Here is a 16,081-nt window from a genome sequence, read left to right on the forward strand (position 1 = left end):
ACTCGGTATAACAGTGTCGACTGTGAGGCCGTCATCGCAGGCAAGCCAGCTCCCACAGTTGGATCGCGGGGGTGTCAGTTAGATAGGTGTAGGCTGTCAGGGCGTCTTCGCAGGCAAGCCAGCTCCCACAGTTTGATTGCGGGGTGTCAGGTAGATAGGCGTCGGCTGTCCGGTCGCCACGGGGGCAAGATGCCTTGCCACAGGTGGACTACGGTGCGCTTGGAACATAAAAAAAGGTGCGACCCTCGCGGATCGCACCTTTTTTATTGCCGGCTGGCTATCAGTTGCCCAATGCCTTGGACGCCAACCAGAACAACCCGGCCGAGAGGCCTACGGTCGCTGGCAAGGTCAATACCCAAGCCATCAGGATGGTCTTGACCGTGCCACCTTGCAGGCCGCTCTTGTTGGCAACCATCGTGCCCGCCACGCCAGAAGACAGGACGTGAGTGGTGGACACTGGCAGGGCGAAGATATTGGCAAAGCCGATCATGGTGGCCGTGGTGATTTGCGCCGACATGCCCTGGGCATAGGTCATGCCTTGCTTGCCGATCTTCTCACCGATGGTCAGCACCACGCGCTTCCAGCCCACCATGGTGCCCAGGCCCAGGGCCAGTGCGACCGCGAGGATCACCCAGAACGGGGCGTACTCGGTGGTGGCGGTCAGGTCTTTGCGCAGCTTGTCGAGGTCGGACTTCTCACGGGAGTCCAGGCCTGGCAGCTTGCCGACTTTCTTCGCGGTGTCATCCAGGCAAAGCAGGTAACGACGCACTTCGATGCGGTGGTCGGCCGTCAGCGAGTGGTAGTCCGAGACGCCCTTGAGGGTGCCCAGCAGCGCGTTGATCGTCGGTTCGGTCTGCTGCGGGTTGCAGCGGAACTTGCCCGGCAGATCATCCTTCACGCTTTTGCCCAGGGCCAGGAACTCACCGAGGGTCTCGTGGTTGCGCTGGTAGAACTGGTTCAGGTGCAGGGTGGCGTCGCGGGTACGTTCGATCTGGTAGGTGGTGCTGCCCAGGTCCAATACGAACTGCGCCGGCACGATACCGATGAGTACCAGCATGATCAGGCCGATGCCTTTCTGGCCATCGTTGGAGCCGTGCACGAAGCTCACAGCCATGGCCGAAATCACCAGCACCAGGCGGTTCCAGAACGGCGGGTGCTTTTTGTCGTCAAGCTTGCGGCGCTGGTCCGGGGTCTTGTGCATCTTCGACAGCGGGCGCCACCACTTCAGGCCGATCAGCACCAGGGCGGCGACCAGGAAGCCCGCCATCGGCGAGAACACCAGCGACGCGCCGATATCCACGGCCTTCTGCCAGTTCACACCGTCAGCCAGGGGGATGTCGTTGATCAACGCGTTGGCCAGGCCGACACCGAGGATCGAGCCGATCAGGGTGTGGGAACTGGAGGCGGGGATACCGAAGTACCAGGTGCCCAGGTTCCAGGTGATTGCCGCCGCCAACAACGAGAAGACCATTGCCAGGCCATGGCCGGTGTTCACATTGATCAGCAACTCCACCGGCAGCAAGTGCACGATGGCGTAGGCGACACCGACACCACCGAGCAATACGCCGAGGAAATTGAACACCCCGGAGAAGAACACGGCCAAGTGTGGCGGCATGGCTTTGGTATAGATGACTGTGGCCACCGCGTTAGCGGTGTCATGAAAGCCATTGATGAACTCGAAGGCGAGGACAAAGGCCAGGGCGAGCAACAGGCTCACGAGAACCCAAGCATCCAGTCCGCTGAATAAATCGATCATGAAGGTTTTCTGACCCGGTCGTAAGGGGGCGCGATTATGCCAGAAAACATCAGTAATCGATGCATTAGCTGCTCATCGGTAACAATCTTCCTGGAAAAAAATGCGGCAAGACGCACGCATCCCAGGGTTTTCGGGGCTTTGGCAAGTCTTTGATTTATAAAGCGCAGGCCCCAGAAGACGGGCTTTCTTCATGAAAACGCCATGCCTGAAACATTTGTATGAAATTTCGTAGGTGGATGTAGGTTGCTGACCAGCGGACGCTAAAGCAGGTGTCCTCTGCCAGTACTGCACCGGCAGAGACAGCACGACCCTTGAAGCTCGAACCGAAGCGCTTATGGCTCCTCGGTCTTGAGTTCCTGCTCGATCTTTTGGATTTCCTGGGCAAATGCCTGGTCCAGCAGGCTGGCACGTTTACGCCATGGTTTGCGTTCCGGCTCGGGTTGCGCGGCGTAGGTGGTGACTTCCCCGCCGTAGACATCCTTGTAACGTTGCTCCTGGCGCTCAAGTTCCGCGCGCAGTTCATCTTTCGTCACAGTATTACCTAATGAGTTGAGTTTATTGATTGCGCAGCGTCATGCCTGAAAGTCGTCCTCGGGCGATACCAAATAAAACAGTCGAACCGTTCAAGTTGGTACATGGGCCTGAGGGCCGTTCTTTTAAGCGAGTACTTGTGACCGGCGTCGCCAGCAGCCTGCAATGCCTGGTGAGCTCCACTCCCGATGGTGATACCGGGCTGACCTCTGCACAGGTTGCATTATAGCGGCGCATTTGAATAACACTATCATCATGAAGTTAAAAAGCGTCAACGACGTGTTTGGAGTTTGTTACATACCGCCGCATTATTTGTGAACACCGTCATCTTCATGTCTGTATTCATTCTGTTGGCAGGGTAAGTGTGGGCACTTTGCAGGGGCATCAGGCAAATCTGAAACGTGAGCGGGTGGGGCTGCGCCAAATTGCGATAATCGCATGATCGTCCGATAATCGCCCAATGTTGCCGCCGCTGGCTTGTGCGGTGCGACCGGCACGGCTTGTAATAGCCGCCAACCCTCCCGTGGTGATAACAAGAGAAGGCCCTTTGAAATGAACGATCAATTGCGCAACTCCTTTGCATCAGTGGCGCCGCCGATCGTGGCTTCACCGGCCAAGCGTATCCAGGCATTCACCGGTGATCCGGATTTCATGACGTCCCTGGCCCGTGGCCTGGCCGTGGTGCAGGCGTTCCAGGAGCGCAAGCGTCACCTGACCATCGCCCAGATCAGCCACCGCACGGAAATTCCCCGCGCTGCGGTGCGCCGTTGCCTGCATACCTTGATCAAGCTCGGCTACGCCACCACGGACGGGCGCACCTATTCGTTGTTGCCCAAGGTGCTGACCCTCGGTCACGCCTATCTGTCGTCCACACCGCTGGCTGTCTCGGCCCAGCCTTATCTGGACCGCATGAGCGAGCAACTGCATGAAGCCTGCAACATGGCGACTCTGGAGGGCGATGACATCCTTTATATCGCCCGTTCTGCCACTACCCAGCGCCTGATCTCGGTTGACCTTTCGGTAGGCGGGCGCCTGCCTGCGTATTGCACGTCCATGGGTCGCATTCTGCTGGCCGCCCTCGACGATGCCTCGCTGCAGGATTATCTCGACCATGCCGACCTGCAAACCAAGACCAGCCGCACCCTGACAACACCGCAAGCGTTATTCGAATGCCTGCAACAGGTGCGTCAGCAGGGCTGGTGCATTGTCGACCAGGAACTGGAGCAGGGCCTGCGCTCCATCGCGGTGCCGGTGTATGACGCGTCCGGCCAGGTATTGGCCGCGCTGAATGTCAGCACCCACGCCGGTCGGGTCAGCCGCAGCGAGTTGGAGCAGCGCTTTTTGCCGAGCATGCTCAGCGCCAGCCGTGAGCTGAGTGCGCAGCTGTTTGCCTAAGCTGTTCGGTGACCGCACAGATCCCGGCGGGCTCGATTGACGGTGTTTCCCTTGGCTTATTAATGTGCGGCAGCGCTCTGAGGAGCTGCCCAATAAGAATGACGGCCCCAGGTCGTCAGCCCGCCATCGGTGTGGAATAAAAATAATGAATCAGCCTTATGTCGGTACCACCCTGGACGTACAGTCCTTTATCAACACCCAGCCACTTTCGCGCTATCAGTGGCGCGTGGTGATCCTGTGTTTCCTGATTGTCTTTCTCGACGGCCTCGATACAGCCGCCATGGGCTTTATCGCGCCGGCACTGTCCCAGGACTGGGGCATCGACCGCGCCAGCCTCGGCCCGGTGATGAGCGCCGCGTTGATCGGCATGGTGTTCGGCGCACTCGGTTCCGGCCCGCTGGCCGACCGCTTTGGCCGCAAAGTCGTGCTGGTCGGCGCGGTGTTGGTGTTTGGTGCGTTCAGCCTGGCGTCGGCCTACAGCACCAATGTCGACCAGTTGCTGGTACTGCGCTTTCTCACCGGCCTGGGCCTGGGCGCCGGCATGCCGAATGCCACCACCTTGCTCTCTGAATACACCCCGGAGCGGCATAAATCCTTGTTGGTGACCAGCATGTTCTGTGGCTTCAACCTGGGCATGGCCGGCGGTGGGTTTATTTCGGCCAAGCTGATCCCCGCGTTCGGCTGGCACAGCCTGTTACTGATCGGCGGCATCCTTCCGTTGATCCTCGCGGTGGTGCTGTTGGTTTGGCTGCCGGAGTCGGCGCGTTACCTGGTGGTGCGCAATCGCGGTACCGACAAGGTGCGCAAGACCCTGGCTCCTATCGAGCCAAGCATCGTCGCCCAGGCCACTCACTTCAGCGTGCCGGAGCAAAAAACCGTCAAGGCCCGCAATGTGTTCGCGGTGATTTTCTCGGGCACCTACAGCGCTGGCACTTTGCTGTTGTGGCTCACGTATTTCATGGGCCTGGTGATCGTTTACCTGCTGACCAGTTGGCTCCCGACCTTGATGCGCGACAGTGGCGCGAGCATGGAGCAGGCCGCGTTTATCGGCGCGCTGTTCCAATTTGGTGGGGTGCTGAGCGCGGTGGGCGTGGGCTGGGCGATGGACCGGTTCAACCCGCACAAAGTGATCGGTACGTTCTATCTGCTGGCCGGGGTGTTTGCCTACGCGGTGGGGCAGAGCCTGGGCAACATCACGCTGTTGGCCACCCTGGTGCTGGTCGCCGGGATGTGCGTCAACGGGGCGCAATCGGCGATGCCATCCCTGGCGGCACGTTTCTATCCTACTCAGGGCCGTGCCACCGGGGTGTCGTGGATGCTCGGCATCGGCCGCTTCGGCGCGATTCTGGGGGCGTGGATGGGCGCTACCTTGCTGGGCCTGGGCTGGAACTTCGAGCAGGTGCTCACGGCACTTGTGATTCCGGCGGCATTGGCCACGGCAGCGGTGGTGATCAAGGGCATGGTCAGCCATGCCGATGCCACCTGAAACCGATCACTACCCCTGTGGGAGCTGGCTTGCCTGCGATAGCGGTGTTGAATCCACAGGCGCCATCGCAGGCAAGCCAGCTCCCACATTGCCCCTGTTCTTGCAGATGATTAGTTAAGTAACAATCGGTTCGATAATCGAACACTCAGTCGATTATCGGATTGTTTGGCCCATTTCCCCGGCTTAATCTTCAAGCACTTCGGCGCCACCTCAGCGCCTTTTTCGATCAACACCGGGAGCCCAACCCCATGGCTGAAATCCTCACCCTGCGTGATGCGGTCAAGCGCTTCGTGAACGACGGCGATACCGTCGCCCTCGAAGGCTTCACCCACCTGATCCCTACGGCCGCAGGCCATGAAATCATTCGTCAGGGCAAGAAAGACCTGACACTGGTGCGCATGACGCCTGACCTGATCTACGACCAGTTGATCGGTGCCGGCTGTGCGCGCAAGTTGATTTTCTCCTGGGGCGGCAACCCGGGCGTGGGTTCCCTGCATCGTCTGCGTGACGCGGTAGAGAAACAATGGCCGCAAGCGCTGGAGATCGAAGAGCACAGCCACGCCGACCTGGCCAATGCCTACGTCGCCGGTGCCTCCGGCCTGCCGTTCGCCGTGTTGCGTGCCTACGCCGGTTCCGACTTGCCCAAGGTCAACCCGCTGATCAAGACCGTCACTTGCCCCTTCACCGGTGAAGTGCTGGCGGCAGTGCCATCGGTGCGTCCGGACATCACTGTGATTCACGCGCAGAAAGCCGACCGCAAAGGCAACGTGCTGCTCTGGGGCATTCTGGGGGTGCAAAAGGAAGCGGCCCTGGCGGCCAAGCGCTGCATCGTCACCGTCGAGGAAATCGTCGACGACCTGAACGCGCCGATGAACAGCTGCGTGCTGCCGACCTGGGCGCTGACGGCGGTGTGTCACGTACCCGGTGGTGCCCATCCTTCCTACGCGCACGGCTACAACGAGCGGGATAACCGCTTCTATCAGGCGTGGGACCCGATTGCCCGCGACCGTGGGACCTTTACCGCCTGGATCGACGAATACATCCACGGCACTGCCGACTTCAGTGAATTCCAGGCCAAGCTGGCCACTGCGCAGGAGGCTAAGTAATGGCTTACTCCACCAATGAAATGATGACCGTCGCTGCCGCACGCCGCCTCAAGAACGGCTCGGTGTGCTTCGTCGGCATCGGCCTGCCATCGAAGGCCGCCAACCTGGCGCGCCTGACATCGTCGCCGGATGTGGTGCTGATCTACGAGTCGGGCCCGATTGGGGCCAAGCCCAGCGTATTGCCGCTGTCCATCGGTGATGGCGAGCTGGCGGAGACCGCTGACACTGTGGTGCCCACCGGTGAGATCTTTCGCTACTGGCTGCAGGGCGGGCGTATTGATGTCGGCTTTCTCGGCGCGGCCCAGGTCGACCGTTTCGGCAATATCAACACCACCGTGGTCGGTGATTATCACCAGCCCAAAGTGCGTTTACCGGGTGCCGGTGGCGCGCCGGAAATCGCAGGTTCCGCCAAGAGCGTGCTGATCATCCTGAAGCAGTCGTCCCGTTCGTTCGTCGACAAACTCGATTTCATCACCTCTGTGGGGCACGGCGAAGGTGGCGACTCACGCAAGCGTCTGGGCCTGCCCGGCGCCGGCCCGGTGGGCATCATTACCGACCTGTGCATCATGGAACCGGAGGAGGGCAGCCATGAGTTCGTGGTCACTGCGCTGCATCCGGGCGTGACCCGCGAGCAAGTGGTCGCCGCCACCGGCTGGGCGATTCGCTTTGCCGACCAGGTGAGCACAACCGCTGAACCCACCGATACCGAACTGACCGCCCTGCGTGACCTCGAAGCGCGCACGGCCGCTGCCCACGGCCAAGCACCGGGAGAAGCCTGATGCGCGAGGTTTATATCTGTGATGCCATTCGCACGCCTATCGGCCGTTTCGGCGGTGGCCTGTCCACGGTGCGTGCCGACGACCTGGCGGCGCTGCCGATCAAGGCGTTGATCGAGCGCAACCCATCGGTGGACTGGAGCGCCGTAGACGAAGTCTTCCTCGGCTGCGCCAACCAGGCCGGTGAAGACAACCGCAACGTGGCACGCATGGCGTTGCTGCTGGCGGGGCTGCCGGAAAGTATTCCTGGTGTGACCCTCAACCGCTTGTGCGCCTCGGGCATGGATGCCATCGGCACCGCCTTTCGTGCGATTGCCAGCGGTGAAATGGAGCTGGCGATTGCCGGTGGCGTCGAGTCGATGTCCCGCGCTCCGTTTGTGATGGGCAAGGCCGACGCGGCGTTCTCGCGCAACATGAAGTTGGAAGACACCACCATTGGCTGGCGCTTTATCAACCCGCTGATGAAGGCCCAGTACGGCGTGGATGCCATGCCGCAGACGGCCGATAACGTGGCCGATGACTATCAGGTTTCCCGCGCCGACCAGGACGCTTTCGCCCTGCGCAGCCAGCAACGCACCGCCGCCGCCCAGGCCGCCGGGTTCTTTGCCGAGGAAATCGTTCCGGTGCGGGTCGCCCATAAAAAAGGCGAAACCCTGGTGGAACACGATGAACACCCACGGGACACCACGTTGGAAGCCCTGGCCAAGCTCAAGCCGGTCAACGGCGCGGACAAGACCGTCACTGCTGGCAATGCCTCGGGCGTCAACGATGGCGCCGCCGCGCTGATCCTCGCCAGCGCCGAGGCCGTCAAGCAACACGGCCTCACCGCTCGCGCCCGTGTGCTGGGCATGGCCAGTGCCGGTGTCGCCCCGCGGGTGATGGGCATCGGCCCGGTGCCGGCGGTACGCAAGCTGGTGGAGCGCCTGGGGTTGGCGGTCACCGACTTTGACGTGATCGAACTCAACGAAGCCTTCGCCAGCCAAGGCCTGGCGGTGCTGCGCGAACTGGGTATTGCCGACGATGCGCCCCAGGTCAACCCCAACGGCGGCGCCATTGCCCTCGGCCATCCCCTGGGGATGAGTGGTGCGCGGTTGGTACTGACGGCCCTGCACCAATTGGAAAAAACCGGCGGCCGCAAAGGCCTGGCGACCATGTGCGTTGGCGTTGGCCAAGGCCTGGCCCTGGCGATTGAACGCGTCTGATAACTAAAAGAGGATTGCTCCATGAGTGACAAGCCCGGTTACCGGCGCCCGCAAGCGGGCACTCAACCTGATTACCTGCACCCGGCCTACCAGTCGACGAACCTGCGTTCGCCGTCCCAGCCGTTGGTGTTCCTGCCCCATTCCTTGTCGGAAATCACCGGCCCGACCATCGGCGCCGAACGTATCAATGACAAGGACAACGATCTGACGGCCCAGCATGAGGGCGAGCCGCAAGGCGAGCGCATCATTATTCATGGTCGTGTGCTGGACGAAAACGGATTGCCAGTACCGGGCATCCTCGTGGAGATCTGGCAGGCCAATGCCGCTGGCCGCTACAACCACAAGCGCGACCTGCACGATGCGCCGCTGGACCCGAATTTCACCGGCACCGGGCGCACCGTCACCGACGCCGACGGCTGGTACCAGTTCCAGACCATCAAGCCTGGCGCCTACCCGTGGGGCAACCACCACAACGCGTGGCGCCCGGCGCATATCCACTTTTCGCTGTTCGGCCCCAGCGTGCTGACGCGCTTGGTGACGCAAATGTATTTCCCGGGCGACCCGTTGCTGGAGTACGACCCGATCTACAACTGCGTGCCGGATACCAGCGCCAAGCAACGCTTGATCGCCAGTTTCGACCTGGAAAAAACCATTCCTTCCTATGCCCTCGGTTACCGTTGGGACATCGTCCTGCGCGGCCGCGACGCCACGCCGATGGAGAAATGAGATGACACTCAACGCGACCACGTCCCACACCGTCGGGCCGTATTACCACATTGGCCTGACCTGGCTGAACCGTGAAGACCTGACCGTCACTGCCACCCTCGGCGAACGCGTGGCAATCAGCGGGCAAGTGGTGGACGGCAACGGTGATGTCGTCAACGACGCCATGCTGGAAGTCTGGCAGGCCAATGCCGCCGGCAAATATGCCCACCCCGAAGATGAGCAGGACAAAGCGCTGGACCCGAACTTCGAAGGTTTCGGCCGCGTGCCGGTGGATGCCGAAGGGCGTTTTCGCTTTACCACCATCAAGCCGGGCAGTGTGCCGGGGCTCAAGGGCACCACCCAGGCGCCGCATTTGGTGGTGCTGGTGTTTGCCCGTGGGTTGGTGAAGCACTTGCTGACGCGGATTTATTTTGACGGTGAGGCGCTCAATGGCGATGACCCGTTGCTGGCGTGTGTACCGGCGGAACGTCGTAGCACCCTGATTGCCAAGGCTGATGCGGCAGGGGTTTATCAGTGGAATGTGATTTTGCAGGGCACAGATAAGGAAACGGTGTTCTTCGACTATTGACCGCTCTTGTAGGAGCGAGCTTGCTCGCGAAAATCGCCAACGATAACGCGGTCAGCTTGAATGAACGCGGCGCTCTCAGGTTTTTCGCGAGCAAGCTCGCTCCTACAGGGATGAGGTTCAGGCTCCACCTATCCAAAAGTCTGCTTGCGGAACAGGGTTGTTGCAAAGTATGTCTAGGCTATAACCGTTCCCACTGAGTAAAAAAACATGACAACAAAAACCAGCCACTACACCGGAGAAGAACGCAGCAAACGGATCTTTGCGATTGTCGGTGCTTCCTCCGGCAACCTGGTCGAATGGTTCGACTTCTACGTCTATGCCTTCTGCGCGATTTATTTCGCCCCGGCGTTTTTCCCCTCGGATGACCCTACGGTGCAGTTGCTCAACACCGCCGGTGTGTTTGCCGCCGGGTTCCTGATGCGCCCGATTGGCGGCTGGTTGTTTGGCCGGGTGGCCGACAAGCACGGGCGCAAGAATTCGATGATGATTTCGGTGCTGATGATGTGCGGCGGCTCCCTGGTCATCGCCTTCCTGCCCACCTATAACGACATCGGTGCCTGGGCCCCGGCGTTGCTGTTGGTGGCGCGGCTGTTCCAGGGCTTGTCGGTGGGCGGCGAGTACGGCACCACGGCCACCTACATGAGTGAAGTCGCGCTCAAGGGCCAGCGTGGCTTCTTCGCCTCGTTCCAGTACGTGACCCTGATCGGCGGCCAGTTGCTGGCGGTGCTGGTGGTGGTGATCCTGCAGCAGATCCTCACCGAAGAAGAACTGCGCGCCTGGGGCTGGCGCATCCCGTTTGTGATCGGCGCCATTGCCGCCGTGATCTCCCTGCTGCTGCGTCGCACCCTGAAAGAAACCACCAGCAAGGAAATGCGCGAAGACAAGGACGCCGGCAGTATCGTCGCGCTGTTTCGCGACCACGGCAAAGCCTTCATCACGGTGCTGGGCTACACCGCCGGCGGCTCGCTGATTTTCTACACCTTCACCACCTACATGCAGAAGTACCTGGTGAATACCGTGGGCATGCACGCCAAGACCTCGAGCTACATCATGACCGGCGCGCTGTTTCTGTACATGTGCATGCAGCCGTTGTTCGGCATGTTGGCCGACAAGATCGGCCGACGTAATTCGATGCTCTGGTTCGCCGGCCTTGGCACGCTGTTTACCGTGCCGATCCTGCTGACCTTGAAAACCGTGACCAGCCCGTTTCTGGCCTTTGTGCTGATCACCCTGGCCTTGGCGATTGTCAGCTTCTACACCTCCATCAGCGGCCTGGTCAAAGCGGAGATGTTCCCGCCGCAGGTGCGTGCATTGGGCGTGGGCCTGGCGTATGCAGTGGCTAACGCGGTGTTTGGCGGTTCGGCAGAAGTGGTTGCGCTGAGCCTCAAATCCATCGGCATGGAAAACACCTTTTATTGGTACGTCACCGCGATGATGGCGGTGGCCTTCCTGTTCAGCTTGCGCCTGCCGAAACAGGCGGCGTACCTGCATCACGATCTGTAAGGGATGAGTTATGACGTTGCGCACGAGCAATCAACTGTTCGACGCTTATTTCACCGCTGACAGCATGGCCGACGTGTTCTGTGACCAGGGACGCTTGCAGGGCATGCTGGATTTCGAAGCCGCACTGGCCCGGGCGCAGGCCCGCGTCGGGTTGATTCCCCAGGCCGCCGTCGCACCGATTGCCCAGGCGTGCCTGGCGTCGTTGTATGACGTGGATGCCCTTGGCAGCGCGATTGCCACGGCGGGCAACTCAGCGATTCCATTGGTGAAGGCGTTGGGTAAGTTGATCGCCAGTGAGGACGCCGACGCCGAGCGTTATGTGCACCTGGGCGCAACCAGCCAAGACGTGATGGACACCGGCCTGGTGCTGCAACTGCGCCGTGGGGTGGAACTGATCGAGGCCGACCTGGCTCGCCTGGGGGATGTGTTGGCCGCCCAGGCCCAGCGTTATGCCACCGTGCCTTTAGCCGGGCGCACCTGGTTGCAGCACGCGACGCCGGTCACCCTGGGGATGAAAATCGCCGGTTGGCTGGGCGCGGTGACGCGCAGTCGCCAGCGCCTGGCCGAATTGAAGCCGCGCCTGCTGGTGCTGCAATTTGGCGGCGCATCAGGCACGTTGGCGGCGCTCGGCGAACACGCCATGCCGGTGGCCGAAGCCTTGGCCGCCGAGTTGCAACTGGGTTTGCCGGAACAACCCTGGCACACCCAGCGTGACCGTCTGGTGGAGTTTGCCAGCCTGCTAGGCCTGATCGCCGGCAGCCTCGGCAAATTGGGCCGCGATATCAGCCTGTTGATGCAGACCGAAGCGGCGGAGGTGTTCGAGCCTTCGGCGCCGGGCAAGGGCGGTTCGTCCACGATGCCGCACAAGCGCAATCCAGTGGGCGCCGCGGTGCTGATCAGCGCAGCCACCCGTGTACCGGGCCTGGTGGCGACGATGTTCAGCGCCATGCCCCAAGAGCACGAACGCAGCCTGGGCTTGTGGCACGCCGAATGGGAGACCTTGCCGGAGATTTGCCGCCTGGTGTCCGGTGCCTTGCACCAGGCAATTCTGGTCAGTGAGGGGTTGGAAGTGAATGCCGAACGCATGGCACAGAACGTCGACCTGACCCAGGGCCTAGTGCTAGCCGAAGCGGTGAGTATCGTGCTCGCCCAACGCTTGGGCCGCGACACCGCGCACCATCTGCTGGAACAGTGCTGCAAACGTGCGGTCGCCGAGCAGCGCCATTTGCGTGCGGTGCTGGCCGATGAAGCGCACGTCACCGCCGAGTTGTCAGCGGCTGAACTGGACCGCCTGCTCGACCCGGCCCACTACCTGGGCCAGGCGTCCACCTGGGTTACGCGTGCAGTGACCGAACATTTTGCTTTGACTGCCTGAGGAGAACGCTGTGGCTTTTGTACAACTCGCCGAGGGCGAACTGCATTACCAACTCGAGGGGCCCGCCGACGCACCGGTATTGGTGCTGTCCAATTCCCTGGGTACCGACCTGCATATGTGGGATATCCAGATTCCGGCCTTCACCGAGCATTTTCGCGTACTGCGCTTCGACACCCGCGGCCACGGCCAATCCCTGGTGACCGAGGGGCCTTACAGCATTGAGCAACTGGGCCAAGACGTGATCGCACTGCTGGATGCGCTGGATATCCAGAAGGCGCATTTTTGCGGATTGTCCATGGGCGGCTTGACCGGCCAATGGCTGGGCATCCATGCCGGCGAGCGTCTGCAACGCCTGGTGGTGTGTAACACCGCGGCCAAGATCGGTACGCCCGAGGTATGGAACCCGCGTATCGAAATGGTCCTGCGTGATGGCGCAGCCGCGATGGTAGCGCTGCGCGATGCGTCGATTGCGCGCTGGTTCACCGCAGATTTCGCCGCCGCCCACCCGCATCAGGCCAAGCAGATCACTGACATGCTCGCGGCCACGTCGCCCGAGGGGTATGCCGCCAACTGCGGCGCCGTGCGCGATGCGGATTTCCGTGAGCAATTGTCCTCGATCAAGGTGCCGACCCTGGTGATTGCCGGTACCGAAGATGCGGTGACGCCGCCAGCCGGTGGCCACTTTATCCAGAGCCATGTGCAGGGTGCCGAGTATGCCGAGTTCTATGCGGCGCACCTGTCCAACGTTCAGGCCGGTGCTGCGTTCAGCGACCGGGTGATCGAATTTCTGCTGGCCCGCTGAGGAGCTGTTTGTGGACGAGAAACAACGTTACGCCGAGGGCCTGCAGGTGCGCCGCGAAGTACTGGGCGATGCCCACGTCGACCGCAGCCTCAATGCCCTGACCGAGTTCAACAGCGAGTTCCAGGAAATGATCACCCGCCATGCCTGGGGTGACATCTGGACCCGCCCCGGCCTGCCTCGGCATACCCGCAGCCTGATCACCATCGCGATGCTGATCGGCATGAACCGCAGTGAAGAACTGAAACTGCACCTGCGCGCTGCCGCGAGCAACGGCGTAACCCGCGCCGAGATCAAGGAAGTGTTGATGCAGAGTGCGATCTATTGCGGGATCCCGGCGGCGAATGCGACGTTTCACTTGGCTGAGTCAGTGTGGGATGAGTTGGGTGTGGAGTCTCGCCAGCAAGACTGAATATGAAATGCAATCAAATGTGGGAGCTGGCTTGCCTGCGATTGCGGTGGGCCAGTCAATATTGGGCTGACTGACAGATTGCTATCGCAGGCAAGCCAGCTCCCACAGGGGATCGTCACAAGTTCAGGGCATTAGTGTGAATCACCATCCCACACCCAATTCCACACCCCCGGCAGATGCACCGGCGCGTTCACAGCCTTGACCGTACGGGCCAGCGCTGCACGTTCCAGCGCGGCGTGGTCGGTATAGAACGGCTCTGCCGCTGTCTTCAAACCGTTGACCCGCGCGCTGTCCATCAGGATCTGCAAGTACTCCTGCATATGCCGCGCGGTGTAGCGGTTGATGTCATGGAAGGTCACCACCACCGGGATCACGCCCTCCACCGTCGGTAGCTCACCCAAGGCGATGCGCTCGCGCACCACCGACAGTTGCCGATACAGGTTGGCCCGCCGACGCGGGCTGGCGTTGAAACCCCAGATCTTGCCGTCATTGGCACTCAAATCCGTCAGCAGTACCTGCATGCCGTGGCGTTGATAGGCGGCGAAGGTGCGCTTGTCGTAGTTCCAGAAGGGCGGGCGTACCAGCACGGGTGGGGCGCCCGTGATGGCGGCAATGTCTGCGGCGCCTTCGGTAAGGGTGTGTTCCAGCGTGGCGTCATTCAACCAACGATGATTGGTGTGAAACGCGGTGGCGGTGTGGAAGGCCAGGACGTGACCGGCGGCGTGTTCACGCTCCATGGTCTTGCGCCCCCGGGAACTGCCGCCTGAGCGAGCGGCCTCGGTCTGCAGGAAAAACACCGCCTTGATCCCCGGCAACACCGGATTATTGGCCAGGTCGGCCACTACCGAGCGGCTCGGGTTGTTGTAGCCGGAGGCGCTAGGGCCGTCATCGAAGGTCAGCAGAAAGCGGATTGGCGCCTGGGTTTGCAGGCGCTGTTCGGTTTGAGGCGTCAGGGCGATGGGCGCGCTGATACAGCCCCCCAGGCTCAAGGCCAGGGCAAACAGTGCGATTGCTGTAGCGAAGGATTTCATGCCGTGCAGGGCCCGAGTAAAGGCCGCTGCTGGGGGGATCAGCAGCGGCAGGCGCGCACCATACAGTAAGTGCTATACCGGGTTACAGCAGACTGATCGGATAGCTGACGATCAACCGGTTCTCATCGAACTCGTTGTTGCTGTAATCCCTGCGCATGCTGGAATTGCGCCAGCGCACGTTGAGGTTTTTCAGGGTGCCGCTCTGCACCGTATAGCCCACTTCGGTCTCGCGGCCCCACTCCTTGCCGTCGGTGATGGTGCCGGTATGCACGTTGCTGCCGCTGATATAGCGGTTCATCAACGTCAGGCCTGGTACGCCGAGGGCGGCGAAGTTGTAGTCGTGGCGAACCTGCCAGGATTTTTCCTGCGCGTTGTCGTAGCTGGAGTTGTAGCTGTCGTTGGCCAGGGTGCCACCACTGGTGCCGTTGACGCGCATCCAGGCACTGTCGCCGGTGAGTTTTTGCAGGCCGACGTAGAAGGTGTTGCCGCCGTACCTGGCTGAGAACAAACCGGACCAGGTTTTGTTGTCCAGGTCTCCGGCGCGAGCGCTGCCGTCTTCCTTGCCGTAAAAGAAGCCTAGGTTGGCGCCCAGGGTCCAGTCGCCTACGGGCTGGCTGTGGATCAGGTTGACGAACTGCTGGCTGTAGATGTCCTTGAGCTGGGCATTCCACACGCCGACTTGGGTGCGTTTGTCGTTGAATGCGTATTCGGCGCCCTGGAAATTGAAGCGGTCGGAGGTGAAGGCGGTTTTGCCGACCATCGACATGTCGCTCATGCTGCCGTCGTCCCGCGGGCTGTTGGCGCGGAATTGGCCGCCATAGAGGGTCAGGCCGTCGATTTCCTTGGAGGTGATCTGCCCGCCACGCAGGGTCTGCGGCAGGGAGCGACCATCGTCGGAGCGCAGGATCGGCAGCACCGGCATCCATTCGCCCACCTTCAGCTCGGTCTTGGAAAAGCGCGCCTTGAATGCCACGCCCAGCCGGCCAAACTCATCGGCTGGCCGGCCGTCATGGTCCAGCGGCAGCAACTGCGTGCCGCCCGTGCCACGGCCGCCATCGAGCTTGAGCGAGTACAAGCCCAGCACGTCCACACCAAAACCGACTGTGCCCTGGGTGAAACCGGACTTGGCGTCGAGGATGAAACTTTGTGTCCACTCCTGCGCGCCACCCTGGGCTTTGGTCGGGTTGGTGAAGTTGCGGTTGAAGAAGAAGTTACGCAGGTTGAGGTTGGCGCTGGCGTCTTCGAGAAAGCCGTGCTCCTGGGCGAAAACGGGCAGGGCAGAACTGGCGACAGCAGCCGCCAGCAACAGCTGGCGCGGTTGGAAAGTGCTCATGGTGTGGACCTGTTGTTATTGGGTTTATGCAGGTGGCGGCCATGGTGCGCGGCGGTGCGGGGGCGATGAAAGTGGGGGAGGG

15 protein-coding genes are annotated in these 16,081 nt (G+C 61.4%); 11 read left to right on the plus strand and 4 right to left on the minus strand.

The features are described 5' to 3' along the window. Positions 1-280 precede the first annotated feature (280 nt). Positions 281-1,756: an inorganic phosphate transporter gene (locus MF6394_RS14965; protein WP_003189291.1), complete on the minus strand. Its 1,476-nt coding sequence runs from the start codon at positions 1,754-1,756 to the stop codon at positions 281-283. A 332-nt stretch (positions 1,757-2,088) separates the two neighbouring features. Continuing rightward, complete coding sequence (locus MF6394_RS14970; RefSeq protein WP_003189295.1) at positions 2,089-2,289, minus strand: hypothetical protein; 201 nt, start codon at positions 2,287-2,289, stop codon at positions 2,089-2,091. 550 nt (positions 2,290-2,839) lie between these two features. Between MF6394_RS14970 and pcaR the strand changes: the two genes are divergently transcribed. From pcaR to pcaC, 11 genes are all read left to right on the plus strand, one after another. Continuing rightward, positions 2,840-3,682 (plus strand): pca regulon transcriptional regulator PcaR, encoded by an 843-nt coding sequence (pcaR, locus tag MF6394_RS14975; RefSeq protein WP_003189296.1) that lies wholly within the window; start codon positions 2,840-2,842, stop codon positions 3,680-3,682. Positions 3,683-3,827: 145 nt separating this feature from the next. Next, positions 3,828-5,168, plus strand: coding sequence for an MFS transporter (locus MF6394_RS14980; RefSeq protein ID WP_078466961.1), 1,341 nt, complete (start codon positions 3,828-3,830; stop codon positions 5,166-5,168). Between the two features lie 248 nt (positions 5,169-5,416). Continuing rightward, positions 5,417-6,274: a CoA transferase subunit A gene (locus MF6394_RS14985; RefSeq protein WP_003189300.1), complete on the plus strand. Its 858-nt coding sequence runs from the start codon at positions 5,417-5,419 to the stop codon at positions 6,272-6,274. Continuing rightward, positions 6,274-7,053, plus strand: coding sequence for a CoA-transferase subunit beta (locus MF6394_RS14990; protein ID WP_078466962.1), 780 nt, complete (start codon positions 6,274-6,276; stop codon positions 7,051-7,053). The genes MF6394_RS14985 and MF6394_RS14990 overlap by 1 nt, the downstream gene beginning before the upstream one ends. Further along, complete coding sequence (pcaF, locus tag MF6394_RS14995; protein WP_169855585.1) at positions 7,050-8,252, plus strand: 3-oxoadipyl-CoA thiolase; 1,203 nt, start codon at positions 7,050-7,052, stop codon at positions 8,250-8,252. Before MF6394_RS14990 ends, pcaF begins: the two co-directional genes overlap by 4 nt. Positions 8,253-8,273: 21 nt before the next feature. After that, on the plus strand, positions 8,274-8,978 hold the full coding sequence (pcaH, locus tag MF6394_RS15000; protein WP_044272687.1) for a protocatechuate 3,4-dioxygenase subunit beta: 705 nt from the start codon (positions 8,274-8,276) through the stop codon (positions 8,976-8,978). A gap of 1 nt (position 8,979) precedes the next feature. Next, positions 8,980-9,546 carry a protocatechuate 3,4-dioxygenase subunit alpha gene (gene pcaG, locus MF6394_RS15005; protein ID WP_044272689.1) on the plus strand — a complete coding sequence of 189 codons (567 nt, stop codon included), beginning with the start codon at positions 8,980-8,982 and terminating at the stop codon, positions 9,544-9,546. 207 nt (positions 9,547-9,753) lie between these two features. Next, complete coding sequence (locus MF6394_RS15010; RefSeq protein ID WP_032893116.1) at positions 9,754-11,049, plus strand: MFS family transporter; 1,296 nt, start codon at positions 9,754-9,756, stop codon at positions 11,047-11,049. A gap of 10 nt (positions 11,050-11,059) precedes the next feature. After that, positions 11,060-12,424: a 3-carboxy-cis,cis-muconate cycloisomerase gene (locus MF6394_RS15015; RefSeq protein WP_078466963.1), complete on the plus strand. Its 1,365-nt coding sequence runs from the start codon at positions 11,060-11,062 to the stop codon at positions 12,422-12,424. Positions 12,425-12,434: 10 nt separating this feature from the next. After that, the gene (gene pcaD / locus MF6394_RS15020; protein WP_078466964.1) at positions 12,435-13,226 is read left to right on the plus strand and encodes a 3-oxoadipate enol-lactonase; all 792 of its coding nucleotides are present in this window, start codon (positions 12,435-12,437) and stop codon (positions 13,224-13,226) included. A 10-nt stretch (positions 13,227-13,236) separates the two neighbouring features. Then, a complete protein-coding gene (pcaC, locus tag MF6394_RS15025) occupies positions 13,237-13,635 on the plus strand; it encodes a 4-carboxymuconolactone decarboxylase (protein WP_003189316.1) in 399 nt (132 codons plus the stop codon). Positions 13,636-13,766: 131 nt separating this feature from the next. Here the strand turns inward: pcaC and MF6394_RS15030 are convergent, their stop codons facing one another. After that, positions 13,767-14,666 (minus strand): polysaccharide deacetylase family protein, encoded by a 900-nt coding sequence (locus MF6394_RS15030; protein ID WP_078466965.1) that lies wholly within the window; start codon positions 14,664-14,666, stop codon positions 13,767-13,769. Positions 14,667-14,748: 82 nt separating this feature from the next. After that, entirely contained in the window at positions 14,749-15,999 is a 1,251-nt protein-coding gene (locus MF6394_RS15035; RefSeq protein WP_047710257.1) for an OprD family porin, read from the minus strand. Between the last annotated feature and the right edge of the window lie 82 nt (positions 16,000-16,081).

The sequence above is a fragment of the Pseudomonas sp. MF6394 genome (genome assembly GCF_002018845.1).
Lineage (GTDB): Bacteria > Pseudomonadota > Gammaproteobacteria > Pseudomonadales > Pseudomonadaceae > Aquipseudomonas > Aquipseudomonas lactis.

Bases quoted from the DNA above. Each gene is read 5' to 3' on its own strand.
- MF6394_RS14965 (WP_003189291.1), bottom strand. From the start codon at position 1,756: ATGATCGATTTATTCAGCGGACTGGATGCTTGGGTTCTCGTGAGCCTG.
- pcaR (WP_003189296.1), top strand. From the start codon at position 2,840: ATGAACGATCAATTGCGCAACTCCTTTGCATCAGTGGCGCCGCCGATC.
- MF6394_RS14980 (WP_078466961.1), top strand. From the start codon at position 3,828: ATGAATCAGCCTTATGTCGGTACCACCCTGGACGTACAGTCCTTTATC.
- MF6394_RS14985 (WP_003189300.1), top strand. From the start codon at position 5,417: ATGGCTGAAATCCTCACCCTGCGTGATGCGGTCAAGCGCTTCGTGAAC.
- MF6394_RS14990 (WP_078466962.1), top strand. From the start codon at position 6,274: ATGGCTTACTCCACCAATGAAATGATGACCGTCGCTGCCGCACGCCGC.
- pcaH (WP_044272687.1), top strand. From the start codon at position 8,274: ATGAGTGACAAGCCCGGTTACCGGCGCCCGCAAGCGGGCACTCAACCT.
- pcaG (WP_044272689.1), top strand. From the start codon at position 8,980: ATGACACTCAACGCGACCACGTCCCACACCGTCGGGCCGTATTACCAC.
- MF6394_RS15010 (WP_032893116.1), top strand. From the start codon at position 9,754: ATGACAACAAAAACCAGCCACTACACCGGAGAAGAACGCAGCAAACGG.
- MF6394_RS15015 (WP_078466963.1), top strand. From the start codon at position 11,060: ATGACGTTGCGCACGAGCAATCAACTGTTCGACGCTTATTTCACCGCT.
- MF6394_RS15030 (WP_078466965.1), bottom strand. From the start codon at position 14,666: ATGAAATCCTTCGCTACAGCAATCGCACTGTTTGCCCTGGCCTTGAGC.
- MF6394_RS15035 (WP_047710257.1), bottom strand. From the start codon at position 15,999: ATGAGCACTTTCCAACCGCGCCAGCTGTTGCTGGCGGCTGCTGTCGCC.